At 65.9% G+C, this 26,449-nt stretch carries 21 protein-coding genes; 17 read left to right on the forward strand and 4 right to left on the reverse strand.

Going from position 1 to position 26,449, the window contains the following annotated elements; all coding sequences use genetic code 11:
- The first annotated feature begins 48 nt into the window (after window positions 1-48).
- The 9 genes from AC57B5_RS09320 (at window position 49) to AC57B5_RS09360 (ending at window position 11,703) form a co-directional block, all read left to right on the forward strand.
- Entirely contained in the window at window positions 49-1,047 is a 999-nt protein-coding gene (locus AC57B5_RS09320; protein ID WP_496399339.1) for a hypothetical protein, read from the forward strand.
- 141 nt (window positions 1,048-1,188) lie between these two features.
- Window positions 1,189-3,816 (forward strand): DNA ligase D, encoded by a 2,628-nt coding sequence (ligD, locus tag AC57B5_RS09325; protein WP_496399340.1) that lies wholly within the window; start codon window positions 1,189-1,191, stop codon window positions 3,814-3,816.
- Window positions 3,817-3,850: 34 nt separating this feature from the next.
- Complete coding sequence (gene ku, locus AC57B5_RS09330; RefSeq protein WP_496399341.1) at window positions 3,851-4,828, forward strand: non-homologous end joining protein Ku; 978 nt, start codon at window positions 3,851-3,853, stop codon at window positions 4,826-4,828.
- A gap of 216 nt (window positions 4,829-5,044) precedes the next feature.
- Window positions 5,045-5,257: a hypothetical protein gene (locus AC57B5_RS09335; RefSeq protein WP_012206144.1), complete on the forward strand. Its 213-nt coding sequence runs from the start codon at window positions 5,045-5,047 to the stop codon at window positions 5,255-5,257.
- 152 nt (window positions 5,258-5,409) lie between these two features.
- The gene (locus tag AC57B5_RS09340) at window positions 5,410-7,497 is read left to right on the forward strand and encodes a catalase (RefSeq protein WP_496399342.1); all 2,088 of its coding nucleotides are present in this window, start codon (window positions 5,410-5,412) and stop codon (window positions 7,495-7,497) included.
- Window positions 7,498-7,932: 435 nt separating this feature from the next.
- Entirely contained in the window at window positions 7,933-9,003 is a 1,071-nt protein-coding gene (locus tag AC57B5_RS09345; RefSeq protein ID WP_496399449.1) for a DNA topoisomerase IB, read from the forward strand.
- Between the two features lie 132 nt (window positions 9,004-9,135).
- Window positions 9,136-10,761: a sigma-54-dependent transcriptional regulator gene (locus tag AC57B5_RS09350; RefSeq protein ID WP_496399343.1), complete on the forward strand. Its 1,626-nt coding sequence runs from the start codon at window positions 9,136-9,138 to the stop codon at window positions 10,759-10,761.
- Window positions 10,762-10,825: 64 nt separating this feature from the next.
- Window positions 10,826-11,353, forward strand: a complete 528-nt coding sequence (locus tag AC57B5_RS09355; protein ID WP_496399344.1) for a hypothetical protein — start codon at window positions 10,826-10,828, stop codon at window positions 11,351-11,353.
- A gap of 71 nt (window positions 11,354-11,424) precedes the next feature.
- Window positions 11,425-11,703, forward strand: coding sequence for a GlsB/YeaQ/YmgE family stress response membrane protein (locus AC57B5_RS09360; protein WP_496399345.1), 279 nt, complete (start codon window positions 11,425-11,427; stop codon window positions 11,701-11,703).
- An 18-nt stretch (window positions 11,704-11,721) separates the two neighbouring features.
- On the opposite strand, the gene AC57B5_RS09365 is transcribed toward AC57B5_RS09360, so the two are convergent.
- On the reverse strand, window positions 11,722-13,299 hold the full coding sequence (locus AC57B5_RS09365; protein WP_496399346.1) for a nitrogen regulation protein NR(II): 1,578 nt from the start codon (window positions 13,297-13,299) through the stop codon (window positions 11,722-11,724).
- Window positions 13,300-13,627: 328 nt separating this feature from the next.
- On the opposite strand from AC57B5_RS09365, the gene rpoN reads away from it, so the two are divergent.
- The 7 genes from rpoN to AC57B5_RS09400 all read left to right on the forward strand — a co-directional run bounded on the left by rpoN (window position 13,628) and on the right by AC57B5_RS09400 (window position 22,639).
- Window positions 13,628-15,190: an RNA polymerase factor sigma-54 gene (rpoN, locus tag AC57B5_RS09370; RefSeq protein ID WP_496399347.1), complete on the forward strand. Its 1,563-nt coding sequence runs from the start codon at window positions 13,628-13,630 to the stop codon at window positions 15,188-15,190.
- Window positions 15,191-15,359: 169 nt separating this feature from the next.
- Complete coding sequence (locus AC57B5_RS09375) at window positions 15,360-15,674, forward strand: hypothetical protein (RefSeq protein ID WP_063325606.1); 315 nt, start codon at window positions 15,360-15,362, stop codon at window positions 15,672-15,674.
- Window positions 15,675-15,722: 48 nt separating this feature from the next.
- On the forward strand, window positions 15,723-15,917 hold the full coding sequence (locus AC57B5_RS09380) for a hypothetical protein (RefSeq protein ID WP_012206153.1): 195 nt from the start codon (window positions 15,723-15,725) through the stop codon (window positions 15,915-15,917).
- A 1-nt stretch (window position 15,918) separates the two neighbouring features.
- A complete protein-coding gene (locus AC57B5_RS09385) occupies window positions 15,919-16,131 on the forward strand; it encodes a hypothetical protein (RefSeq protein WP_192366636.1) in 213 nt (70 codons plus the stop codon).
- Window positions 16,132-16,186: 55 nt separating this feature from the next.
- Window positions 16,187-20,041, forward strand: coding sequence for an ATP-binding protein (locus AC57B5_RS09390; protein ID WP_496399348.1), 3,855 nt, complete (start codon window positions 16,187-16,189; stop codon window positions 20,039-20,041).
- 67 nt (window positions 20,042-20,108) lie between these two features.
- The gene (gene ertE, locus AC57B5_RS09395) at window positions 20,109-21,401 is read left to right on the forward strand and encodes an N-carbamyl-l-glutamate amidohydrolase ErtE (protein ID WP_313235762.1); all 1,293 of its coding nucleotides are present in this window, start codon (window positions 20,109-20,111) and stop codon (window positions 21,399-21,401) included.
- Between the two features lie 254 nt (window positions 21,402-21,655).
- Complete coding sequence (locus AC57B5_RS09400) at window positions 21,656-22,639, forward strand: Bug family tripartite tricarboxylate transporter substrate binding protein (protein WP_099750693.1); 984 nt, start codon at window positions 21,656-21,658, stop codon at window positions 22,637-22,639.
- 184 nt (window positions 22,640-22,823) lie between these two features.
- Here the strand turns inward: AC57B5_RS09400 and AC57B5_RS09405 are convergent, their stop codons facing one another.
- Complete coding sequence (locus AC57B5_RS09405) at window positions 22,824-24,005, reverse strand: acyltransferase family protein (protein ID WP_496399349.1); 1,182 nt, start codon at window positions 24,003-24,005, stop codon at window positions 22,824-22,826.
- Window positions 24,006-24,294: 289 nt separating this feature from the next.
- Here AC57B5_RS09405 and AC57B5_RS09410 point away from each other — a divergent pair, with 289 nt between their 5' ends.
- A complete protein-coding gene (locus AC57B5_RS09410) occupies window positions 24,295-24,807 on the forward strand; it encodes a bacteriohemerythrin (RefSeq protein WP_016451486.1) in 513 nt (170 codons plus the stop codon).
- Window positions 24,808-24,897: 90 nt separating this feature from the next.
- On the opposite strand, the gene AC57B5_RS09415 is transcribed toward AC57B5_RS09410, so the two are convergent.
- Window positions 24,898-25,335: a universal stress protein gene (locus AC57B5_RS09415; RefSeq protein WP_012206159.1), complete on the reverse strand. Its 438-nt coding sequence runs from the start codon at window positions 25,333-25,335 to the stop codon at window positions 24,898-24,900.
- Window positions 25,336-25,434: 99 nt separating this feature from the next.
- Window positions 25,435-26,217, reverse strand: a complete 783-nt coding sequence (locus tag AC57B5_RS09420) for a 2OG-Fe dioxygenase family protein (RefSeq protein WP_096916640.1) — start codon at window positions 26,215-26,217, stop codon at window positions 25,435-25,437.
- Window positions 26,218-26,449: the final 232 nt, after the last annotated feature.

Below are 26,449 nucleotides of genomic sequence, written 5' to 3' on the forward strand. Positions count from 1 at the left end.
CTATTGCGACTGGCAAGAATGGGGCACTCAACTCCAAGAAAGTCGGCCATGTCCATTGCCTATTCCGAATCCGCGCCCCTGGCTGAAGCGCCAGTGGTCAACACGGTCGCCACCGTAGATACCTCACGCAGCGGCGTTTCATGGGCCGCGATATTTGCCGGCGCCATGGCGGCGGCATCGCTGTCGCTGCTGCTGTTCATTCTGGGCACGGGCCTGGGCCTGTCGTCGGTGTCGGTATGGTCCGGCGAAGGCCTGGATGCCGGCGCCCTGGGCCTGACGGCCGTGGCCTGGATCGCCTTCACGCAGCTGGCCTCGGCCGGCGTGGGCGGCTATCTGGCCGGGCGGCTGCGCACACGCTGGCAAGGCGTGCACACGGACGAGGTCTACTTCCGCGACACGGCCCACGGCTTTCTGTCCTGGGCACTGGCCACGCTCGCCATGGTGGCCCTGATGGGCGCCGCTGCAGGCGGTGCCGTCTCCGGCGCCTTCAAGGCCGCGCAGACCGTGGCCACCAGCGCCTCCAGCGTGGTGGGCGGCGCGATCGGCGCCGCCGGCGGTGCGGCTGCTGGCGGTGCCGCAGCCATGGCCGGTGCCTCGGGCGCCGATGCCTCGCCCCAGGGCCTGGCCTACTGGACCGGCAGCCTGTTCCGCAACTCCGGCGCCACTACCTCCACCAGCAATGCCACCCCCGCCGACCTGGCCAGCGCCACCCGCGAGGCCGGCGTGATCTTTGCCCAGTCGCTGCGCACCGGCCAGCTGTCTCCCGCCGACGAGCAATACCTGGCCCAGCTGATTGCGCGCAACTCCGATATGTCCGTGGAAGATGCGCAAAAGAAAGTGCGAAGCACCTTTGATTCCGTGCAAATGCAGATAAAGCAGGCCGAGCAAAAGGCTGAAGAAGCCAAACAAAAGGCCAAGCAGGCAGCCGAAGAGGCGCGCAAGGCCACGGCCCATTCCATGCTCTGGCTGTTTGTTTCGCTGATGCTGGGCGCTTTTGTGGGCAGCCTGTGCGCCACCTGGGGTGGTCGTCAACGCGATGCCTTTTGATAATCCCCGGCACTGAAACCCAATCAATCCAATTCAATCCATTCAACGGAGGCTTGCCATGCGATCCATACTGCTTTTTCTCCTGGGCGTTCCCATTCCCATCATCATCCTGATTGCGCTCATCCACTGACGGATGCCGCCATGCCGGCCACGCGCAGCAAGTCCCAGGCATCCCGCCAGGCCCGCCCCACCAAAGGGACGGCCAAGGCGGCGACACCCCAGGCCTCGCTCGCGCTGTACCGGCAAAGGCGCGACTTCACGCGCACACCGGAACCTTCGGCAGAACCTTCCAGTGAGACGATTGCAGGGCAGCCCGGCGCGGGCGCCCTGCAATTCGTCATTCAAAAGCACTGGGCCAGCCACCTGCACTACGACTTTCGGCTGGAGCTGGACGGCAGCATGAAAAGCTGGGCCGTGCCCAAGGGCCCCAGCTACGACCCGGCCGACAAGCGCATGGCCGTCCAGGTGGAAGACCACCCCATGGCCTACAACCGCTTCGAGGGCCAGATTCCACCAGGACAGTACGGCGCGGGCAAGGTCATCATCTGGGACCGTGGCACCTGGCTACCCGAGGGCGATGCGGCCGAAGGCTATCGCAAGGGCAAGCTCAAGTTCGAACTGCGCGGCCACAAGCTGCAGGGCCGCTGGACCCTGGTGCGCATGCGCGGCAAGGACGACGCCAAAAAGCCCGCCTGGCTGCTGATCAAAGAGCACGATGGCCTGGAACGTGCTGCCAGCGAATTCAACGTGGTCGAGGACATGCCCGACAGCGTGGCCGGCCTTCCCCTGCCCACCGCCACAGCGCCTGCCACCACACCCGTCACCACGCCCGTCGCTACGCACGTCACCGCGTCCATGCCGCAGAGCATCGCCCCGCAGCTGGCAACCTTGGTGGACCATGCACCTGCAGATGCCGGGCAATGGATCTTCGAGAGCAAGTTCGACGGCTACCGGCTGCTGGCGCGCATCGAGGACGGCGCCGTTCGCCTTTTCACGCGCAACGGCAAGGACTGGACCACCAAAATGCCCGCCCTGGCCCGCGCCTTTGCCGCGCTGCCCCTGCAATCGGGCTGGGTGGATGGCGAGGTGCTGATGCTGGACAGCGACAGCCGCCCTGACTTCCAGGCCCTGCAAAACGCCTTTGACGGCGAGCGCACCGACCACCTGGTGTTCTTCGCGTTTGACCTGCTGTGGCAGGACGGCCAGGACCTGCGGCTCCAGCCCGTGGAGCAGCGCCGCCAGCAGTTGCGGGCCCTGCTGCACAAGGCGCCTTCGGAGCGCCTTCGTTTCAGCGAGGCCTTTGACGCCCCGCCCGCCGACCTGGTGGCCGCCGCCTGCAAGCTGGGCCTGGAGGGCGTGATCGGCAAGCGGCGCGGCAGCGCCTATGCCTCGCGGCGCAGTGCGGACTGGATCAAGCTCAAGTGCGGCCTGCGCCAGGAATTCGTGATCGCCGGCTACACCGATCCCCAGGGCACGCGCACGGGCCTGGGCGCCCTGGTCCTGGCCGTGCATGGCGAGGACGGCCAGCTGCTCGCGGCAGGCAAGGTGGGCACGGGGTTCAACAGGCGCACCCTGGCCGACCTGCGCCAGCGCCTGGAGCGCCTTGCCACCGGCACCTCGCCGCTGGCGGACAGCCGGGGCCTTGGCAGCGGGGTGCACTGGGTGCGCCCCACGCTGCTGGCCGAGGTCTCGTTCGCGCAGTGGACCGAGGACGGCCAGGTCCGCCATGCCGTATTCCAGGGCCTGCGTGCGGACAAGCCTGCACGCAGCATTGTCAAAGAGGAGCCACAGCACGTGCCATCGACCGCATCTTCCGCCAGCGCTGCAGCCACGCCTGGCGCCGCACGACCGAAAACCCGCAATGCCAGGGCGGCGCGACTGCCCGCCTCGATGACCATCACCCATCCCGAGCGGGTCATCGATCCCTCCACCGGCATCACCAAGATGGATCTGGCGCGCTACTACGCCACGGTGGCGCCCTTCATGATCACCCACCTCAAGTCCCGGCCCGTGGCCATGGTGCGGGCGCCGGACGGCATCGAGGGCGAGCTGTTCTTCCAAAAGCACCTCGACCAGGCGCCGCTGCAGGGCATCGCCGCCCTGTCGCCGCAACTGGACCCCGGCCATGCCCCGCTGATGGAGGTGTCCCGGCGCGAAGGCCTGGTGGCGGCGGCGCAGATGAACACCATCGAATGGCACACCTGGAACGCGCGCAAGGACCGCATCGACCGGCCCGACCGCATGACCTTCGACCTGGACCCCGGCGAAGGCGTGCCCTGGCAGCAGGTGCAGGAGGCCGCCAGCCTGCTGCATGTGCTGCTGCAGGAGCTGGAGCTGCCGGCCTTCCTCAAGACCAGCGGCGGCAAGGGGCTGCACGTGGTCGTGCCCATCAAGCGGCTGCTGGACTGGGACACCGTCAAGGCCTTCTCGCAGGCCGTGGTCCAGCACCTGGCCCATGCCGTGCCCCAGCGCTTCGTGGCCAAAAGCGGGCCGCGCAACCGCGTGGGAAAGATTTTTGTGGACTACCTGCGCAACGGCTTCGGCGCCACCACGGCCTGCGCGTGGACGGCCCGGGCGCGGCCGGGCATGGGCATCTCCGTGCCCGTGGCCTGGAACGAGCTGGACAGGCTCACGGGCGGCGCGCATTGGACCGTTCGCTCGGTAGACCAGCGCCTGCGCCTGGGCAACTCCCCCTGGGAGCACTACGGCACGGCCGCCGTGGGCCTGGGCCGCGCCATGAAGGCGCTGGGCTTCGAGGCGCAGCGTTGAGCACCGTCCTGCAGGGATCGAAGAAAGCACCGCCATGAAGAAAGCCGCCTCCCCCAAATCCAGCCCGTCCACCTCCGCGCGCAGCATGTGGAAGGGCGCCATCAGCTTTGGCCTGGTGCACATTCCCATCGGCCTGTACGCAGCCACGGCCAGCTCGGACATCGACTTCGACTGGCTGGACAAGCGCAACATGCAGCCCGTGGGCTACAAGCGCATCAACAAGGTCACGGGCAAGGAAGTGGCCACGGCCGACATCGTCAAGGGCGTGGAATTCGAGGAGGGCCGCTACGTGGTGCTGAGCGCTGAAGAGATTGCCGCCGCCTTTCCCAAGACCACGCAGACCATCGAGATCGAGGCCTTTGTCGATGCCCAGGACATCCCCTTCATCTACCTGGAACGCCCCTACTACACCGCCCCCCTGCACCGTGGCGAGAAGGTCTACGCCCTGCTGCGCGAGGCCCTGCGCAAGAGCAACAAGGTGGGTGTGGCCAAGGTGGTCATCCAGACCAAGCAGCATCTGGCCATCCTGATCCCCTGCGGCCGGGCGCTGGTGCTCAACCTGCTGCGCTGGGGCGGCGAGATCCGCTCCTTCGAGCAACTGGACCTGCCGCCTCTGGACGCCAAGGCCGCCGGCATCAAGAGCGCCGAGATGACCATGGCCATGGCCCTCATCAAGGACATGAGCCAGGCCTGGGACGCCGACCAGTTCCGCAACTCCTTCAGCGAGGAAATCCACCAGCTCGTGCAGGCCAAGGCGCATGCGGGCGATGTCCAAAACGTGGAAAAACAGGAGACCCCACCCGCCGCGCCGGCCAACGCGGCCGTGCTGGACCTGACGGCCCTGCTCAAGAACAGCCTGGGCAAGGGCGCAGGCGGACCATCTGCCACCGCAGCCAAGGAAAAAAATACCGCGTCAACGGTAAAAAATGCAAAGACCCCAGCATCCAGAAAATCGACAAAATCCACAAAAACCCCGGCCAGGGCCCCTGCAAAACGCCCCGCCGCCAAATAACCCCATATTTGGCCTGGCTGCATTTTTTACAAAAGCAATTTCATTATAAGAAATACATCCATTTGTACCGACAAAATGGAACAAAGCTACTCCATAGCAAATTCCAATGCTTTACCAAAAGTAATCTTCCAAATATCCTACAAGCCGGCCATTTTCACGGTCGCACAATGAAATTGCAGTGATGACGGCATCGCTGTTTACTTAAGGAGTACGGAAATGACGCAACAGACCAACAACCCTCAAGGCAACACGGCCAGCAACCAGCAAAACGACAAGAACAAGCAGCAGCAGCAACAGAACAATCCGGGGCAGCAGCAGCAAAGCAATCCCAACAACCCGAACAATCCCAACCAACAGCAGCAACAGAGCAATCCCCAGCGCAACCAACCAGGGGAACAGCAAAAGCAGGGCAGCCATCAGCAGCGTTAAGCTGCCGATAGCGTGAACTGGCAAAGGGCCCCCTGGGCCCTTTTTTTATCTCCAGAGCTTTGCTGACGATGCCCTTTGGTTCAGCCAATCGCCTCTTCCAATAATTATTGCCTCATACAACAGGCCATCCTCTTTCTTTCAAGGAGTAAATCGTGGCTAAGAAATCCCCTGGTGAAAAGAAATCGTCCAAGCAATCCCCCACAGGCCATGGCGGAGAATTACAGCAACAGGCCGACGGACAGCACCCCGGATTGACCACGCAGCAAGGCATTCCGGTTCCTGATAATCAGAACTCTCTCACCGCCTGGGAAAAAGGCCCTACGCTGCTGGAAGATTTCATCCTGCGCGAGAAAATCACGCATTTCGACCATGAGCGCATTCCAGAGCGAATCGTCCATGCACGCGGCACAGGCGCCCACGGTTATTTCCAGCTGACAGATTCGCTGGAGCAATACACCACCGCCAAGGTCCTGACCGAAACCGGCAAGCAAGTGCCGATCTTCGTGCGCTTCTCCACCGTGGCCGGTGGGGCAGGCTCGGTGGACACCCCGCGCGATGTGCGCGGCTTTGCCATCAAGTTCTATACCGAAGAGGGCAACTGGGACCTGGTGGGCAACAACATCCCGGTCTTCTTCATCCAGGACGCCATGAAGTTTCCCGACCTGGTCCATGCCGTGAAGATGGAACCTGACCGGGGTTTTCCGCAGGCAGCCACGGCGCACGACACGTTCTGGGACTTCATCTCCCTCATGCCCGAGTCCATGCACATGGTCATGTGGATCATGAGCGACCGCACCATTGCACGCAGCCTGCGCATGATCGAGGGCTTTGGCGTGCACAGCTTCCGGCTGGTCAATGCCCAGGGTGAAAGCACCTTCGTGAAATTCCACTGGCGGCCCGAGCTGGGCATCCAGTCCACGGTCTGGGACGAGGCCCTCAAGCTGCAGGCCGCAGACAACGACTACCACCGCCGCGACCTGTTCGAGGCCATCGAGGCGGGCGACTACCCGGCCTGGGAGCTGTGCGTGCAGCTGTTCTCGCAGGAGCAGGCAGACGCCCTGCCCTACGACCACCTGGACCCCACCAAGCTCATCCCCGAAGAGGAAATTCCGCTGCGCAAGATCGGCCGCTTCGTGCTGGACCGCTGGCCCGACAACTTCTTCGCCGAGACCGAGCAGGTGGCCTTCTGCCCGGCCAATATCCCGCCCGGCATCGATTTCAGCAACGACCCGTTGCTGCAGGGCCGCCTGTTCTCGTACCTGGACACCCAGCTGTCGCGCCTGGGCGGGCCCAACTTCACGCAGCTGCCCATCAACGCGCCCAAATGCCCGTTCGCCCACCACCAGCGCGACGGCCACATGCAGACCGAGGTGCCCAAGGGCCGCGTGGCCTATGAGCCCTCCAGCCTGCAGGCCGACAGCCCGCGCGCCTCGACAGCCCGCGGCTTGCGGCACTTTGCGCAGCCCGCGCAGGAGGGCGCCAAGGGCCGCATCCGCCCCGAGAGCTTTGCCGACCACTACAGCCAGGCGCGCATGTTCTACCAAAGCCAGAGCGCGCAGGAGCAGGCCCACATCGCCAGCGCCCTGGTGTTCGAGCTGTCCAAGGTACAGACGCCGCATGTGCGCCTGGCCGTGGTCGGCCACCTGCAGGTGATTGACGCCGACCTGGCAAAGCGCGTGGCCGACGGCCTGGGCCTGCCCCAGTTGCCGCCTGCCGCCAAGCCTGCCGTGCCCCCGCAAAAGCTGCCGCCCAGCCCGGCCACGCGCATCATCGACCGCATGAAACCCACCTTGCAGGGCCGCTGCGTTGCCATCCTGGTGGACGAAGGCTCCAGCGCCCGGCACGTTGCCGCCTTCCACAAGGCGCTGGTGGCGCAAAAGGCCAGCGTGAAGATCATTGCGCCCAAGATCGGCGGCGCCACGCTGGACGACGGCAGCCACCTGCCGGCCGACGGCCAGCTGGCCGGATCGCCATCCGCGCAGTTCGATGCCGTGGTGTCCATCATCACGCTGGAGCGCGGCCAGGCGCTGGCCCATGAGGCAGCCGCGCAGGACTGGTTCCGCGACGCCTTCGGCCACCTCAAGGCCATTGCCGCCTGCAAGGCCACGCAGCACATCATGAAGACGGCCGGCATCACACCGGACGAGGGCGTGTTTCCCATCGACAAGCCCGAACCCTTCATCGAAGGCGCCAAGAAGCGCTTCTGGGCCCGCGAAGCGAAGCTGAGAACGCTGGCCTGACCCCCGTCCCGGCGTGAGCCACATCATTGCCACCAGATGGCACCGCGCCGGACTTCAACCAACCTTGTACCCGGGCCATTTCCCTCGGGCCCAGGCATGGCGCTTGCCATGGCAACACCAAGGCCGGCCCGGCCTGCCACCCCTACAGGAGCAACTTCCCATGATCACTTCGGTACCTGCACCCCCTGTCACCCCGCCTGTCGCCCCGCCTGTCGCCCCGCCTGTCGCGCCCCCCGTCAACCCGCCGCCCACCGAGCCGCTGGTTCCGCCCGTGGGCGACCCGCCACCGGCCCCGGCACCTTCGCCTTATTCCGACCCGCCCATTGCCCCGCCGCCACCGCCGCCGCAGGGGGTGCACTGAGCTCCGCGCCAGCCAGGGGCAGGGCAGCGAACGCAGACGGCCCCGGCCCTGCCCTGACCTATGTGAACGACCGCATGCCCGGCTGGCGCCGCGTGCGGCGCGGCAAGGGCTTTTCCTACGTGGCACAGGACGGCAAGCCAGTGCGCGATGCCCAGGCGCTGGCGCGCATCCGCAAACTCGCCATTCCACCGGCCTATGTGGATGTCTGGATCTGCCCCGATCCCCAGGGCCACCTGCAGGCCACGGGCCGCGATGGCCGGGGCCGCAAGCAGTACCGCTACCACCCGCAGTGGCAGGAACAGCGCAAGCAGGTCAAGTTCGACCGCATGCACGCCTTTGGCCGCCACCTGCCCGCCATCCGTCGGGCGGTGGCGCGGGACCTCAAGCCTGGCCGGCCGCAGCTGGACACCGTGGTGGCCGCCATCGTCTGGCTGCTGGACTGCACGGCCCTGCGCATAGGCAATGACGAGTATTCCGAGAGCAATGGCTCCTACGGCCTCACCACGCTCAGAAACCGCCATGCCCAGGTGCACGCAGGTGAGCTGACGCTGAGCTTCAAGGGCAAGAGCGGCGTGCTGCAGCAGGCCCGCGTGTCCGACCGGGCCGTGGCCCGTATCGTCAAGCGCTGCCAGGAGCTGCCGGGCCAGCGGCTGTTCCAGTTCATCGACGATGAAGGCGAAGTCCACCATGTGCGATCCGAGCATGTGAACGACTACATCCGCAGGATTTGCGGCAAGGCTGCGGCCCATGGGGCTGATGCCGCAGATGTCGGAGATGCCGCAGACGGCCCGGATTTCAGCGCCAAGGATTTCCGCACCTGGCATGCCAGCGTGTACGCGCTGGAACTTGCGCTGGAACTGGCTCTGACCGCAGGCAAGGCAGCGCCGCAAGAAGGCGCAGGCACCAGTGCGGCGGCGCTGAACGCTCTGGTCACGCAGGTCGCCCGGCGCCTGGGCAATACCTGTGCGGTTTGCCGCAAGTTCTACATCCATCCCCAGGTGCTGGCCCTGTGCGAGCAACCTGGACAGGACATTCCCACCGCACCGGACAGGCGCCCGCGCGGACTGAGCGCAAAGGAATGCCTGTTCCTGGGGCTGCTGCAGCCCCGCAGCGGCCGGCGCGCCAGCCGCCAGCCGCCTCCCTGATCCCGCCTCCCGCACGCCCGGCAAACACTGTGCCTGTGGACTGACAAAGACGCCTGCATGCTCGCCCTTAAACTGGCAGATCATGAAATTTTGTCAAAACGCGTTGCGGCGAGGACCCCTGGAGGCCATGCGATGAACCACGTGCTGATCGTCGATGACGATGCGGATTCCGCAGCGACCATGCGCGAACTCGTGGGCGTGGACCGCTTCTCGGTCGCCGTGGCCCACACCCTGCGCGACGCGCGCCGGCAGATGGCCATGCAGCCGCCCAGCCTGGTGCTGCTGGACCTGCAACTGCCCGATGGCAACGGCATGGACCTTTTTGGCGACCAGCAGGTGCCGCAGGACTCGCAGATCGTGCTGGTGACCGGCCACGCCAGCCTGGACTCCTCCATCGAGGCCCTGCGCCGCGGCGCCATGGACTATCTGGTCAAGCCCGTGGGCATCGGGCGGCTGGAGGACATTCTTTCGCGCTTTCTGATCCCCACGGCCGGCCTGCCGGAGACGGGCACCAGCACCGTCACGGGCGCGGCCTTCGACCAGATCACCCCGCAAGACAGGCCCGGCGCCGGCTACTGCGCCCAGGAAGGGCGCTTTGGCCGGCTGTGGGGCGGCTCGGCCCCCATGCAGCGGCTGTACCAGCAGATGGAGCGCGTGGCGGGCACCTCGGTCACGGTCTTTCTGACGGGCGAAAGCGGCACCGGCAAGGAAGTCGTGGCACAGACCCTGCATGAGCTGAGCCAGCGGCGCAGCCGGCCCTTCCTGGCGGTCAACTGCGGTGCCATTTCTCCGCACCTGATCGAAAGCGAGATCTTTGGCCACGAAAAGGGCAGCTTCACCGGCGCCGACCGCCAGCACCAGGGCTTTTTCGAGCGCGCGGCCACGGGCACGCTGTTTCTGGACGAAATCACGGAAATGTCGATGGAGCTGCAGGTCAAGCTGCTGCGCGTGCTGGAGACCGGGCGCTTCATGCGGGTGGGCTCCACCCAGACGCTGCAGACCGATGTGCGCGTGATCGCCGCCACCAACCGCTGCCCCTACGAGGCCGTGGCCAGCGGCAAGCTGCGCGAAGACCTGCTGTACCGCCTGAATGTCTTCCCCATCGAGCTGCCGCCGCTGCGCGAGCGCCTGACCGACGTTCCCCTGCTTGCGCAGCATTTCATGGAGGCCATCTCCCAGCGCGAGGGCCAGGCCAAGCAATTCACGGCATCGGCCCTCAAGCAGCTTGCGCAATACAGCTGGCCCGGCAATGTGCGCGAGTTGCGCAATGCCGTGCAGCGCGCCTATGTGATGGAGCCCGGCCCGCTGGTGAGCCAGGAATGGCTGCCCCGGCCGCCCGTGGCCATTGTCCAGCAGCCGGCCCCGGTGCATCCGGCCGCCCACGCCCTGCACCTGCCGCAAATGCCACATATGCCGCAGGCGGGGTCCATGCCAATGAGCGCGCCATTGACCGCGCCACTGACATCGCCATCGACCACGCCCATTACCCCCACCATCACAGCGCATGCGCCCGCCGACCACGCGCATGCAGCCGCCACCTACGACCTGCCCGACACGGAGCCGGCCACCATACAGCTGCCCATCGGCATGACCATGGCGCAGGCCGAGCGGCTGCTCATCCAGGCCACGCTCAAGCAGTGCAAGTACCAGAAGGAACGCACGGCGGCCGTGCTCGGCATCAGCCTCAAGACCCTGTACAACCGGCTCAGGGACTATGCGGGCGGCAAAAAGGGCGAGACGGACGCCGAGCACGGCTGATACCCGCCGGCAGGCACGCTGCTTGCCACCTTGCTTGCACCTTCGTGCAACCAAGGACAAGCCCATGGACTCCTCTCCTCCCCGCGCCTACGGTGTCTTCAAGCCCGTGGGCCACATGGTGGTCTCGTTTCCCACAGCTGCGCAGGCCGACGACGGCGTGGCCGCGCTGCAGGCGCTGGACCTGCCCACCCAGGACATCCAGCGCTATTCCGACCGGGAAATGCTGGCCCAGATCGATGAAGACCTGCGCCAGGCCAGCCCCGTTGCCGCCGTGGGCCAGGAGCTCAACCTGGTCAAGGCCCACCAGGCCCTGGCCGAACGCGGCTACCACTGGCTGGTGGTGCGCGTGGACAACGACGAGGCCGCACGCACGGCCGCCGATGCCCTGAAGGCCGCCGGCGCCGAGCGCGCCCAACTCTATGGCCGCTTCATCATCGAGGAATTGATAGAGCACGCCGCCGACCTGCCCCAGGTCAGCGAGTCACCCGACCGGGGCCTGGATGCCCAGACGCCTTCGGGCCATGAGGCGGAGCGTGCAGAGATTCGTCCTGCCTCGGGCCAAGACACCGCCCCTGACAAGCCGAGGCTCTGAACGGCCTGCAGGAGCCGGGCACGCCGATTGCCCTTGACCACCAACCGTAACTTTTTTTCAAGGGCGATGCCATGGACTTCCTCATCTGGCTGATGGTGGGTGGCCTGATCGGCTGGATTACCAGCATGGTCACGAACACCCAGGCCGAGCAAGGGATTTTGCTCAACGTGGTCATAGGCGCCATAGGCGCACTGCTGGGCGGCTGGCTGCTGGCGCCGATGCTGGGGCCTTCGGCCATGAATGCGCAGACGGAGGCGCCGGCCACCTCCATGTCCATCTTCGTTTCTCTGGCCTGCGCCGTTGCGCTGCTGGCCATCTTCAACCTGTTCAAGCGGAGCGTGCCGCGCTGAAAGCGGCCAGGCAGCCTGTCAGTCCAGCCTTTGCGCCAGGCAGTCCTGCGCCGCCATGGCCACGCGCGGCAGCACCAGTGAGACCGCCAGGCAGCGGCCATGCTCACCCTCGGCCCGCACCACGCCACCGCGCTCCAGGCACAGGCGGCGCGCCAGGCTCAGGCCGCAGGTGGCGTCCGCATCGGCATCGTTCAATGGAGTGAAGACAGGCGGCGGATCCTGCCTTTCCACACGTTCCAGCCGTGGCGCGCCCGACTCGCCGGTACCGGAGCCGGTGCTGGCGGCGCCCGCCCCGTGGGCCATGGCCTCGATGCGGATCTCCACCAGCGCATCCCCGCGAGAACCTGCGGCGTGGTCCTGGTCCTCGGACAGGGGCCGGGCGGCCATGTGCACCTGCGCGCCATCGGTCATCGCTTCGCGGATGGCGAGAAAAATGCTGATCAGCGCCAGTTCCAGCTCATCCGGGTCCACATGCACGCCCAATCGCGGCGCCGGCTGGCCGGGCTGACTGGCCTCGGCAGGCTCCGCCACCTCCAGCGACATGCGCTTGCCCAGCACCACGGCCAGCGTGCCCTGCAGGCCGGGCAGCCAGCGGTACAGGTCCACCACCAGCGCATGCGTGCAATGGTGCGCCCCAAAACGCAACAGTTGCTGCGTGAGGCGGCTGGCCGTGTCCACCGAGCGCAGCATGGCCTGGGCGGGCAGGCGCAGGCCCGGGTCCTCGGAGCGCCGCTCTATCAGATAGGCGCTGTTGCTCAGAATGCCCAGCTGGTTGTTGAACTCATGGGAAAACCGGCCTGCCAGCCGCCCCACCACCTGCAGGCGTTCGCTCTGGAGACGGGCAGCGGCCGCTTCGAGACCGGCAGCGTCCACCGCAGCGCCTTCGGACAGGCCGGCATCACCACCGCCCTGGCCTTGGCCCTGGTCTTGCGCCTTGCCCCCCATTGCCGGCAACACCAGGGCCGTGCTGCCCCGCAGCGCCAGCCGCGCCAATCCCAGGCCCGCCACCGCGAACAAAACGATGGCCACCCAGATCACCCCCTTCAGGGGCCGGGAGCATGCGGGGTCCAGCGCAGAACAGGGGACCCAGCTCACCCAGGTCCAGCCCTGGGCGGACTTGCTGAAGAAGGCCCGCAGCGGCCCGCCCTGCGCATCCGGCAGATCCAGCCAGCCCTGCGAAGCGCCCTGCCCTGCGCCCTCCCCAGCGCTTTGCTCTCCGCCTTGCCCCGCACTTCTCACGCCGGGCGCAGCCTGCGCCAGGCTGGCCGCCAGCCGCTCGCTGAAATCGGCGGGCAAGGCAGGCAGGTCGGCTGCCGCGCCGGGCCCGGCCGGCAGGGCGCGGCCTGTGCTGTCCACCAGAAAGCCGGGCCAGCCGGAGTCCAGCAAGGGCCGCAAGGCCGCCAGCACCTGGTCGGCGCCGGCCGTGCGCGGCTCCTTGTCCAGCAGACGGGCCACGGCCATGCTGCTGACGCGCGCGGCCTGCTCCTGCGCCGCATGCTCGGATTGGTAGGCGCGCAACAGCAGCCAGGACGAGGCCGCCAGCACAAAGACCAGCAAGGCCAGCAGCAGCAGGACCAACCTCAGGCGTATGGACATGGGATCTTCGGGCAGGGCATCACGCGGCGCCTCCCGTGGAACGGAATTCTGGGCCCCCGGGGGCGGGACCGTGTGGAAGCTGGTGGACTGGTACATGGCAAAGTTTGCAGAAAACCTTGCGCCCAAACGGCAATTTCTGCCGTGGACGCCATGACCGGCCCCGCTGTTCCAGAACCGATCCCCCGCAGCGGCGGCAAAACCCTGGGCCCCGTGCCGCCTGCGCAGGGAGACCACAGCAGGTTTCGTGCCCAAAGTGTATCCAGACGATTCGCCGCCCGCAGTGCGGCATGGAGCTTGCGTCTTCGGGTCATCGCACCAAGGAGATGAAATGGGTTCCATGCACCTCAGGGCGGACATACGCCAGTCCCAGACGCTTTCTCCCCGCCTGCAGCTTGCAGTGCGGATGCTGCAGATGTCCTCGCTGGACTTTGCCGCCGTGGTGCGCAGCAAGCTGGAGGACAACCCGTTCCTGGAAGACCCGCAGGATGCGCAGGACGGCGAGTACGAACAGGGGCTGCTCGACGGCAGGGAGCTGGGTGAAGAGGACAGGGAAGGCGGCATGGGCAGGCTGGCCCCGGAGGCAGGCCTGACCTCCGATACGGGCATGGATGAAGGCATCGGCATGGGCATCGGTCTGGACATGGACCGCGATCTCCCCGGCATGCAGCACCCGCCCGACCCGGCCGACCACCTGCCCGGCCCCGCCACCGAACCCGCCGACGACCGCGACCTGTGGCTGGCCGATATGCATACGGGCTCGCGCCAGGGGGTAGATGGAGAAGGCACGGCCATGGATCTGGCGGCCTGCGAGACCACGCTGGCCATGCACCTGCACGGCCAGCTCAATGTGATGGCGATGACGCCGCGCGACCTGTGCATGGCCCGCGCCATCGTGGAGTCGCTGGACGACGACGGCTATCTGCGCACCGACCTGCAGGAACTGGCCGGCCTGCTGGCCCTCAGCCCCTCACCTGACGCGCAGGAAATGCTCATTGCCCTGCGCCTGGTGCAATCGCTGGACCCGGCCGGCGTGGCGGCCCGCAGCGTGGGCGAATGCCTGTTGCTGCAATGCCCGCAGATCGGCGATGCCCACCTGCGCCAGCTGGCCCAGGCCATGGTGCAGGACCACATGGATGCGCTGGCCGCCCGCGACGTGCCCCGGCTGGCCCGGGCGCTGCAGGTGCCGCCCGCGCAGATCACGCAGGCGCTGGACTGCATACGTCGGCTGAACCCCAGGCCGGGCTGGAACTTCGGCTCCTCCCACGTGGACTACATCGTTCCCGACGTGATCGTGCGCCGGGGCCAGAACGGCTGGAACGTGCACCTCAACCCCGCGGTCGTGCCGCGCGTGCGCCTGAACCGCGTCTACGAGCAGCTGTTTCAGCGCCACCGCCGCAGCGGCCAGAACCAACTGGCCGACCACCTGCAGGATGCGCGCTGGACGGTGCGCAACGTGGAGCAGCGCTTTTCCACCATCCTCGACGTGGCGCAGGCCATCGTGCGCAAGCAGCAGCTGTTCCTGGAGTTCGGTGCCATGGCCATGAAGCCGCTGGTGCTGCGCGAGATTGCCGAGGAAGTGGGCGTGCACGAGTCCACCGTCTCGCGCGTGACCAACAACAAATACATGGCCACGCCCACGGGCGTGTTCGAGCTCAAGCATTTCTTCTCGCGTCCCATGCTCAGCGCCAGCGGCAATGCCTGCTCGGCCACGGCCATCCGCGAGTTGATCGGCGACATCATCGCGGCCGAGTCCGATGCCCGGCCGCTGTCGGATGTTGAAATCGCACGCCAGCTCGGTGCCCAGGGCCTGGTCGTGGCGCGCCGCACCGTCACCAAGTACCGCCAGCTGCTGCGCATAGAACCGGCCGACCGGCGCAGGCGCCACGCCTGAAACCTGGCTTGGTGGCAAGCGGCGTGCCTGTCCAAAAGCCTGTCCGGCCCGTCCTGCCAAGCCCCACCGCCGTGCAGCGGCTTGTCGCTCCCGCAGGGCATGCCTTGTCCGACAGTTGCAGGCCGCCGCCCGGCCTAAGGTGAAAGCTCATGGACTGAAGGAGCCCGCCATGGACAACTCACCCCGCCGAATGCATGCCCCCCTCGAACGCCAGCGCAGCGAGAACAACCACATCCGCGACGGACGCTGGCCCCTGCGCATAGGCGCACTCACCGCCGCCGTCGCACTGATCCTGGTGCTGATGTTCAACTTCATGGCCCCCAAGGGCCGGCTGGATGCACCCAGCGCCACTGGAGCGACTGGAACGCCTTCGCCCTCACCGTCTCCCGCGACACAGCCCGCGTCGCCGCCCGCGCCTTCCGCCGCGCCGCAGCAGGCTGATCCGGCCACGGCCCCTGCCCCCACCTCCACGCCTGCGCGCTGAGAGGGCATGCACCCCCCATCACCACACACCCCCAAAAGGACACGCACCATGAACCACCCCCTGCCCCACGCACCCAATATTCCCCAGGTGCCGACCACGCCCAACGACCCCGTGGCCCCCGATGATCCCAACCGCCAGCCCGGCCGCCCGCGCGGGCCCGAGCCCATAGACCCGCCCACCACGGCGCCGCCCATCGAGCTGCCACCGTCCCCGGAGCAGGAACAGACGCGCAAGGGAGAGTGACATGCCACAAGGTGACAAATCGGCCTATACCGATAAGCAAAAGCGCCAGGCTCGACATATCGAAGACAGCTACGAAACGCACGGTGTGAGGCGCGGCGTGGGCCACGAAGAAGCTGAAAAGCGCGCCTGGGCCACCGTGAACAGGCAAAGCGGCGGCGGCAAGCTGTCGGGATCGGGCCGCGGCAGGCAAGCGGGCCAGTCCAAGTCAAAATAGCCGCGACTGCGGCCAGGCCCGAGACCCGAGACCCGCAATTGCCGTGGGAGAAAGTGTGAACTCAGAAGACAGTTTTCGATTCCTGCCGCAGCGCGGCGAAATGCCGGCACGCGTGCGTTCCCACGACTGGGCGGCCACGCCCCTGGGAGCGCCGGACGGCTGGCCGCAGACCCTGCGCAACGCCGTGAGCCTGGCGCTGGGCTCGCGCTTTCCCATCACCATCTGGTGGGGCGAAGACTTCCGCCTGATCTACAACGATGGCTATATCCCCTTCCTGGGAACCAGCAAGCACCCCCAGGCGCTGGGCCAGGCCGGCGCGCACTGCTGGAGCGAGATCTGGAGCGATATCGGCCCCATGCTGGAAGGCGTGATGCGTACCGGCGAGGCCACCTGGTCCACCGACGCCCGCTACTTCTTCGACCGCGACCTGCCGCAGGAAGAGGTCTTCGTGACCTTCACCTACGGCCCCATCCTGGCCGATGACGGCGTCACCGTGCAGGGCGTGTTCTGCCCCTGCACCGAGACCACGGAAAAAATCGTCAGCCGCAGGCGCCTGGAGACGCTGCACCGCCTGGGCATACGTACGCTGGACATGCACAACGCCAGGGACGCCGCCCAGAAAGTCTGCGCCGTGCTGGACGAGAACCCCTATGACGTGCCCTTCGCCATCATCTACGAATGCGTGGACACCCCTGCCGCGGGCAGCGCAGGCGCCAGCGGCCCGGCCTTCAGGATGCTCTGCGCCACGGGCATGGATCTGGACATGGAGCTGGCGGCCGACCCCTCGCGCTGGCCGCTGGACCGGGCCGTGCAATCCGATCCATCGGACCGAACGGACCAGGCGCATCAGGCGGATCAGGCGGCCCAGCCCGCCAATGTGGAACTGGCGTCCCTGGGCCTGTCCCTGCCGGGTGGCCCGTGGCCCGAGGCCTCGCGCCTGGCGCGCATCGTGCCTGTGCGCTGGTCGGGCGACGGCCAGGTATCGGGCGTGATGGTGCTGGGCGTCAGCCCGCGCCGCCCGCTGGATGTGGACTATTGCGCCTTCCTCGACATGGTGGCAAGCCACACGGGCAGCGTGGTCGCGCACGCACAGGCCTACGAGCAGGAAGCGCGGCGCGCCAAGGCCCTGGCCGAGGTGGACCACGCCAAGACCGTGTTCTTCTCCAACGTCAGCCACGAGCTGCGCACCCCGCTGACGCTGATCCTGGGCCCGCTGGAAGATGCACTGCGCGAGCACGGCGGCCAGGTGCCGGCCGGGCAGACGCAGATGATCCACCGCAACGCGCTGCGCCTGCAAAAACTGGTCAACGCCCTGCTGGACTTCTCGCGCATCGAGGCCGGGCGCATGCAGGCCAGCTACGAGCCCACGGACCTGGCCCGCACCACGGCCGAGCTGGCCAGCATGTTCCGCTCGGCCGTGGAGCAAGCCGGCCTGCGGCTGCGCGTGGATTGCCCGCCGCTGGACGGACCGGTCCATGTGGACCGCGACATGTACGAAAAAATCGTGCTCAACCTGCTGTCCAACGCCTTCAAGTTCACGCTGCAAGGCGAAATCGCAGTGGCGTTGCGCGATGTGCATGCGCACGGCGCGGGCGGGGCCGATGGTGCGGTGGAGCTGTCCGTCACCGACACCGGATCGGGCATTGCGCCCCAGCACCTGCCCCATCTCTTCCAGCGTTTTCACCGCATCCCCGGCAAGCCGGCCCGCACGCACGAGGGCACGGGCATCGGCCTGGCCATGGTGCAGGAGCTGGCGCGGCTGCATGGCGGCACCGTCACGGTCAGCAGCACGGAGGGCGAAGGCAGCCGCTTCACCGTGCGCCTGCCCAGGGGGCATGCGCATCTTCCGGCCGAGCACCGGCCCGCGCGCCCGCCTGCATCGCACCCGCAGGTGGATGAGGCCCTGCGCTGGCTGCCCGGCGAGCCCGCCCCGGCTGCCAGCGACGAAGCCAGGCCCATGCAGCGGGACATGCAGCGGAACATGCACGGTGGTGCCCTGCCCCCGCGTGCCCGCATCGTCTGCGCCGATGACAACGCCGACATGCGCAGCTACATCGGCCAGTTGCTGGAGCCGCTGTATGAAGTGGAGATCGTGGGCGATGGCCGCGCCGCGCTGGCCAGCATCCACCGCCAGCGGCCCGACCTGGTGCTGGCCGACGTGATGATGCCCGTGCTCGACGGCTTCGAGCTGCTGCATGCGCTGCGCAGTGACGAGACCACGCGCGCCATTCCCGTCATCATGCTGTCCGCGCGGGCCGGCCAGGAGGCCCAGGTCGAAGGCCTGCGCGCGGGCGCGGACGACTACCTGGTCAAGCCCTTTTCGGCGCGCGAGCTGCTGGCGCGCATCGCATCGCTGCTGCAGCTGGTGCGTGTGCGCGAACAGGTCCACGCCGCCGTGCAGGCCAACGAGAAAAAGCTGCGCGCCATCATCGACCAGATGCCTGCGGGCGTGGGCGTCTCCGACATGAGCGGCACCATGGTATTGAGCAATGCGCTCATGGACCGCTTCGTGCCGCGCGCCATTCCTTCCACCCTGGCGGACCGCATGCCGCGCTGGAAGGGATGGGATGACAAGGGCCAGCCCATTGCCCCCGAGAACTGGCCCGGCAAGCGCGCGCTGCGCGGCGAAGTGGTCATGCCCGGGCTGGAGATGCTGTACACCGACGACGATGGCCGCGAATGGTGGATGCGCGTCAGCTGCGCGCCGCTGCGCGATGACGACGGCCAGCTCATAGGTACCTGCTCCGTCATCCAGGACATCACCGAACTCAAACAGGCCGAGTACCACCTCAAGGAAGCCGACCGACGCAAGGACGAATTCCTGGCCACGCTGGCGCATGAGCTGCGCAATCCACTGGCACCCATCAGCCACGGCCTGCAAATCCTCAAGCGCACCGCCAGCGGCGACGACAGCGTGCGCCACAGCCACGAGATGCTGGAGCGCCAGGTCAACCACATGATCCGCATGGTGGACGACTTGCTGGAGGTCTCGCGCATCACCACCGGCAAGGTCCAGTTGCGCAAGGAACTGGTGGACCTGAACGATGTGCTGCAAGGCGTGGTGGCGGCCAGCGGCGCGGTCATGGAGGCAGGCAGCCACCAGTTGCGCCTGGAACTGCCCGCCGCGCCCGTGTCGCTGCTGGCCGACCCGATGCGGCTGGCGCAGATGGTCTCCAACCTGCTCAACAATGCCGCCAAGTACTCGCACTCCGGCGGCCACATCGTTCTGGCCGCCTGGACCGATGGCGCGCAGGCCGTGGTCTCGGTACGCGACAACGGCATCGGCATCCCGCCCGCCCTGCTGGGCAAGGTGTTCGATCTGTTCATGCAGGTGGACCGCAACGGCCGCCGTGGACAGGGCGGCCTGGGCATCGGGCTGACCCTGGTGCGCAGCCTGGTCGAGATGCACGGCGGCAGCGTGCAGGCGCTCAGCGAAGGCAAGGGCCAGGGCAGCGAATTCAGGCTGCACCTGCCCCTGCCCACCCAGGCTCAGCCCCTGGCGGGACAGGCACCGAATGCCCAACCCGAGGATGCAACGGCCTTCGGCCGCATCCTGGTGGTCGATGACAACATCGACGCCGCCGACACCCTGGCCATGCTGCTCAGGCTGCTGGGCGCCGAAGTCGAGATTGCCCGCGACGGCCCCGGCGCCCTGGCCATGCACGCGGCGTTCAGGCCCGAAGTGGTGCTGCTGGACATCGGCCTGCCCGGCATGGACGGCCTGGAGGTCGCCCGCCGCATCCGTGCAGAGCACGGCCGCGACCAGGTCGTGCTGATCGCGCTCACGGGCTGGGGCCAGGAGGAGGACCTGAGACGATCGCGGGAAGCCGGCATGGACCACCACCTGGTCAAACCCGTGAGCTTCGACACGCTCGAGCGTCTGCTGGCGGGCCTGCGCCCCCTGCCGTGAGGACTGCTTTTTTCGCGCGAGAATTCGGGCTGCCCGATCCCAGCTGCCCCAGACGCCACCGAGACCGATGACCGCCCTGCCCGCTTCCTCCGCCCCCAACCTTCCCCCCATCAATGCCGAGCGCCTGTGGCGCCGCGTGGAGACCCTGTCCACCTTCACCCTGCCCGACGTGCCGTGGACCCGCCGCGCCTTCTCCCCTGAATTCGACCAGGCCCGTGCCTGGCTGCGCGGGCAGTTCGAGGCAGCGGGCATGCAGGTCCATCTGGATGAAGGCGGCAACCTGGTGGGCCGCCTGCCGGCTGCCCCAGGCCCGGTGCAACGCGCCCCCATCTCCACCGGATCGCACTGCGACACCGTGATGATGGGCGGGCGCTTCGACGGCATCATCGGCGTGCTGGCCGGCATCGAGGTCGCGCACTGCCTGCACGAAAACGGCATCGCCCTGCAGCACCCGTTCGAGGTGATCGACTTCCTGTCCGAAGAACCCAGCGACTACGGCATCTCCTGCATAGGCAGCCGCGCGCTGTCGGGCAAGCTGGACGCCGCCATGCTGGCCGCCCGCAACCCGCAAGGCGAAACCCTGGCCGAAGGCATGCGCCGCATCGGCGCGCGGCCCGAGGCACTGGACCGCCCGCTGCGCAGCGCCGGCGGCACGGCCGCCTTCGTGGAGCTGCACATAGAGCAGGGCCCGGTGCTGGAGCAGCGCGGCCTGCCGATCGGCGTGGTGACGAACATCGTGGGCATACGCCGCGTGAGCTTCACCGTGCGCGGCCAGGCCGACCACGCAGGCACCACGCCCATGGACATCCGCCAGGACGCGCTGGTGGGCGCGGCGCGCATCATCGATGCGGCCAACCGCAAGGCCGCCGCGCTCAGCGGCCAACCCCACTATGTGGTGGCCACCGTGGGCCGGCTATCGCTCACGCCCAATGCCTCCAATGCCGTGCCCGGCCTGGTCGAGATGATGATGGAAGTGCGCAGCGACCACGCCGGCGTGCTGGAGCGCTTCCCCGAGGAACTGCTGGCCGAAGTCCTGCCCGGCCTGGCCGCCTTGCGCGTGCGTGCCGAGATGGCCGACGTGAGCCGCTCCCAGCCCACGGACTGCGCCGCGCCCGTCATGCAGGGCGTGGAGCAGGCCTGCGACAACCTGGGCTACGCCCACATGCGCATGCCCAGCGGCGCCGGCCATGACGCCGTCTACATGGCGCCCACCGGACCCATGGGCATGATCTTCATCCCCTGCCTCCACGGCCGCAGCCACGCGCCCGAGGAGTGGATAGAACCCGCCCAGCTGCTGGACGGCACGCGCGTGCTGTACGAGACGGTGCGCGTGCTGGACAGGCAGTTGGCGCAGGCCTGAGCGCCTGGCCTGCGGCCAGGCACCAAGGCGGCATAAAATAGCCCGCTTCCCTCTGGAGCAGGCACAAGCTGCTCCTTGGTGGAAGCCCCTGTGGCACAGATTGCGGAAATCCGCCCAAATAGCGGGTTTCCCAATGCAAGATGGCGGAACCACCCTCCCCGATCATCGACAACCCACCGCATGGGCGGCCCGGCACTGCCGGTCCGCTGCGAGAGGGTTGCACCGCCCCATCAGACCCTGGAGTTTCTTCTTTCATGTTCCGCCAACTGATCACCTGCACCGCCGTGGCCGCCGCCATGGGCCTGAGCTTTTCCGCAGCCGCCCAAGGTGCGGCTGCCGACTATCCGAACAAGCCCGTGCGCATGATCGTGCCCTTCCCGCCCGGCGGCGGCACCGACATCCTCGCGCGCGTGGTGTCCAACAAGCTCACCGAAGTCAGCAAGTGGACCGTGGTGCCCGACAACCGCGCGGGCGCAGGCGGCACCATCGGCATCACCGAGGCCGCCAAGGCAGCGCCCACGGGCTACGACATGGTCATGGGCCAGAAGGACAACGTGGTCCTGGGCCCCTACCTCTACAAGAACCTGCCCTGGAACCCGGTCAAGGACCTGGTGCCCGTGGCCCACGTGGCCTACACGCCCATCGTGATCGCCACCAGCGTGAACTCGCCCTACAAGACCCTGGCCGACATCGTGGCCGCTGCCAAGCAGCACCCGGGCAAGGTGACCTACGGCTCGCCGGGCAATGGCACCAGCATCCACATCTCGGGCGTGCTGCTGGAGAAGGCGGCAGGCATCCAGCTGGTGCACGTGCCCTACAAGGGATCCAACCCGGCATTGATGGATGCGCTTGCCGGCAACGTGGACCTGCTGGTGTCCTCCGTGCCCTCGGCCATCGGCCAGATCAAGGCCGGCAAGCTGCGCGCCATCGCCGTCACATCGGCCAAGCGCTCGTCCTCGCTGCCCGATACGCCCACGCTGGCCGAAGCGGGCCTCAAGGGCTTTGACGTGAGCACCTGGTACGGCCTGTTCATGCCCAAGGGCACGCCCACGGCCGTCGTGACCAAGGTCAACGCCGAAGTGAACAAGCTGCTGGCCATGCCCGAAGTGCGCGACGCCATCCAGACCCAAGGCGCCGAACCCCAGTCCATGAGCGTGGCCGACTTCGACAAGATGTTCCAGGCCGACTTCAAGCAGTCCAAGCAGATCGTCGAGTCCTCGGGCGCCAAGATCGAGTGAAAAGAGATGGCGCGCCATGCGCGCCATCCAATGCATTGGCCGGTCCAGTCCGGGTCAATGAGCAACATTGACTGACGATATTGGCACAGCCAACTTCAGGCATCCTCTGCCCAAAAACCATCTCAAGTAAATTCCCCTATATCGGAATAATTACAATGGGATGCTTCCTCCGCATCCCTTGGTCTCAAGCTCCTGTCTTTCCAGCCAATACTTTCTCTTCAAGTCCAGCATTTCTTTTCCGATTGAAAAACAGCGACACCAAATTTTTCAATCTTCGCCGGATGAAGTCCGACAAGGGAACTTCAGCAAATTTGTGGAACAAAGCCCCCGCCAAAACGCCGAAGAACACATAAATAGAAAAAGTAACCCACTCGCGCGCAATTTCATCCATACCTGTGTACTGCAGCCATCTGGAAATTTCTTTTGCAAAAATAAACCCTATCCTGTGCGTGAGATACAGAGAGTAGGAAATCGTTCCGAGCCATATCATCCATGCCGCCACAGGTATCTTGATGCTCTTACTGGCAAGCAAAATCATCACAAAAGCAAAGAACATTGTCATCCCACCGCCAGCAATGGTGGGGCCGTACATTCCAGCCTGATGGGTGTAGGGTATTGAGATGAAAGCCAGCAGCGCCAGCAACAGAAGAAAAATTGCCACGGGCACCGGCGGCCCTCTTCTCAAGGAAATATAGAGTTTCCCTGCAATCAATCCATAAACGAAGTCCCAGACGACCGGATGAATTGCCAGATTCAGATAATGATTCCACTCAATTATCGGTTGTGTATAAAAATTAAAATTAAACCCCTGATTCACAGCAGGATAAATCACCAACCCCATGGATAAAATAGTCAGCGCCACCCACCAGCGATACTTTCCAAAACAAAGAGAAATGGCAATCACAAAATAAAAAAATGCCTCAAAACAAAGTGTCCACGCCAAATCCACAGGCATGGAATAGAAGTTGGCGGCACTGGGACTGACAGGCTTGAAGATCAATTGACTCAGCAATGCCTGGACGTAGGGTTTTGAAATATCACCAGCATGTCTCCATGCGATGAAGAAATAAATAACGCTAACGACAAAAAGCAAAGGCCAGATGCGGGAGAATCTCTTAATGACGAAATCCGTACAGTATCTGGCTGATCCATCACAGTTCTGAGTAGTGAGAACCATGATGAACCCACTGATGATGAAAAACAGGTCAACCCCTACAGCCCCGTGTACCAAGAACTTCCACGCAATCTCTTGACCAGCACCTTGGCTGAACACCACTCTGGCATGCGTGAGCACTACAAGCACGGCTGCCACGCCCCGCAAGGCCTGGATCCAATCAATTGTTTGGACGTTATTTTTGGGTTGCATCCCAGGGTTCTCCCTACATTATTTTCATTGCATTGAAGCTCCCCCAAGCTCAAACACTTCAGAAGTCAATGCTGCCGCTACCCCAAGGCCGCGGACACAAACTGCCAAGCATAACTCCGTTCGGACGCTGATGACCACAGCAATTTCTGGCACCAAAGGGCACCTTCGCTCCAATTCACCGACCTCTCCCCAGATTGACGCTCTCAACAAGACAATGATCTGGGTCAAGAAACGAAAAGTGCAGGCGGTCAATACTCTGCATGAAAGTACCGAATTCCTGGAGAACGTCATGGCATTGCTGGTCTGGGTCCCCGAGCTGGACACCGGGATTGCAGAAATCGACCGGCAGCACCGCCGCATCGTCGATTACATTAACAAGCTCTACGAGCTGCGCTCGTCGCCCGACCGTGAGGCCCTGGGCGATGTCATCGGCGAGATGATCGACTACACCGTCTCGCACTTCGTGTTCGAGGAAAGCCTGATCGAGAGCGCCGGCTACATGTTCGCCGGCCCGCACAAGAAGGTACACGAGCTGTTCACGCGCCGCGTGATCGAGATGCAGACCCGCTTCGATGCGGGCGAGGACGTGGCCGCCGAGCTGCACGGCATGCTCTCGCGCTGGCTGTTCAACCACATCCGCAACGAAGACACCGGCTACGTGGACTCGGCCAAGGCCTATCTGCGCATGGCGCGCGAGTCCAGTCCTGCCGCCGAGAAGGAAAGGCTCAAGAACGAAGTGCTGCAGGAGCTGGAACTGCAGCGCAAGAAAAAAGGCTGGCTGGCACGGCTGCTCAATCGCTGATCGCCCTCTCCCCTTGCAGCGCACCAACAAAAACGGCTCCCGAGGGAGCCGTTGACGTTTCACCCGGCGAAGGGCCGAGCGGCCCGGTGATTACTCGCGCACCACCAGCACCGGCACGCGCACGGCGCCCAGCACGCGCTGGGTCACGCTGCCCAGCATCAGCTTTTCCAGGCCACGGCGGCCTTGCGAGCCCATGATGATCAGGTCGGCGCCCGTGCTCTCGAGCACGCGCACGATGCCTTCGTGCACCGCATGGCCTTCGCCCACCACGGTGGTGGCGGTGATGCCGGCCTCGTCGGTGATCTTCTTGACGGCGTCCAGCGTGGTGTTGGCCTCGGCCGTGGCCGCGCTCAGGTACTGCGACTGGCCGTAGGCGAAGTCGGCGCCCACGCCCGTGAACGGATAGGGGTCCACCACGTAGACCGCCGTCAGCGTGCTGCCAAAGGCCTTGGCCAGCTCCACGCCCTTGTGAACCGCCAGCATCGAGCTGTTGGAGCCGTCCACGGGAACCAGGATGTGCTTGAACATGCGTTTTCTCCTTTGTGCTTGGCCGCCGTCAACAATCGGAGGCGGCCGGGTCGATGAACCAAAGTGTGCGCCCATCATGCGCCAGCGTCTTGAGCTGCATCAATCCTTGCGGCGACGCGTCAGCTCCGAGCCCTGGAAACCCTGGCGGCGATAGGTCAGCACCAGGGTATCGCGCACGCCGCCCGGCTGCTCGGGCTGGATGGGCGTGGTCTCGTGGATCATGCGGGCATCGTCCAGCAGCATCACCGACCAGGGCTCGGTCAGCGTGAAGCGCTGGCCGCTGGGGCCCGTGGCCTCGAAGATGCGTGTCTCGCCGCCCTTCACGCCCTCGCGCCCGACCAGGATCACGGCCACCAGATCCACGCCGTCGCGGTGCGCGCCTTCGGGCGTGGGCCGGCCAATGCCGTCCGTGGTGTCGATGCGGAACTGGTGGGACTCGATGAACCAGCGCTCGTGCTGCACATCGTTGCCCTGGGCACAGAACACCTGGTCGGACAGGCCCGCCAGCGCCAGCAGCAGCCGGCTCCAGGTGGCGCTTTGCGCCGTGGCGTCGCGCATGGGATCGAACATGCGCAGCATGCCGCCATGCAGGGCGTTGTATTCCACCGGCTGCCAGTGCGCGCGGTGCTCCACCTGCTGCAGCTGGTTGTGCCCCGCGATGAAGCAGGAATGGCGGCGGCGCCGGTAGCGCCCGCCGTCCTTCAGAAAGGCATCGGGCGGCAGCTGGGCCCAGTCGGCATCGAGCGCATGCAGCTCGGTCAATGACACGCCTGCCCAGGCCGCGAACTCATCGGGGCGCAGCACCGCATAGCCTGCGTCGCGCAGCGACTGCGCTGCATTCTGGGGGGCGATATAGGGAGGGGGAAACGTGATGTGCGCCATGGCCGGCAAGCTTACTCTTGGTGCGCGGCCCGCGCGGCGATCTACAGCGCAATTTTACACAGAGCTATGGGCACCGGATCGCACCCATCCTAAGATCGAAGGCCACCTTCTTTTTCCCATCAATCGCTGCAATACATCAACCGGATATACCTAACGCAGGCAGATTAAAGGCAGCAGCTGCACCGCAAAGATTGGATGACGTCTTGCACACCTGGCTGGCTTCGAGGTCACC

It is taken from the genome of Delftia sp. BGA-UO-ETr-SB1 (assembly GCF_059567865.1).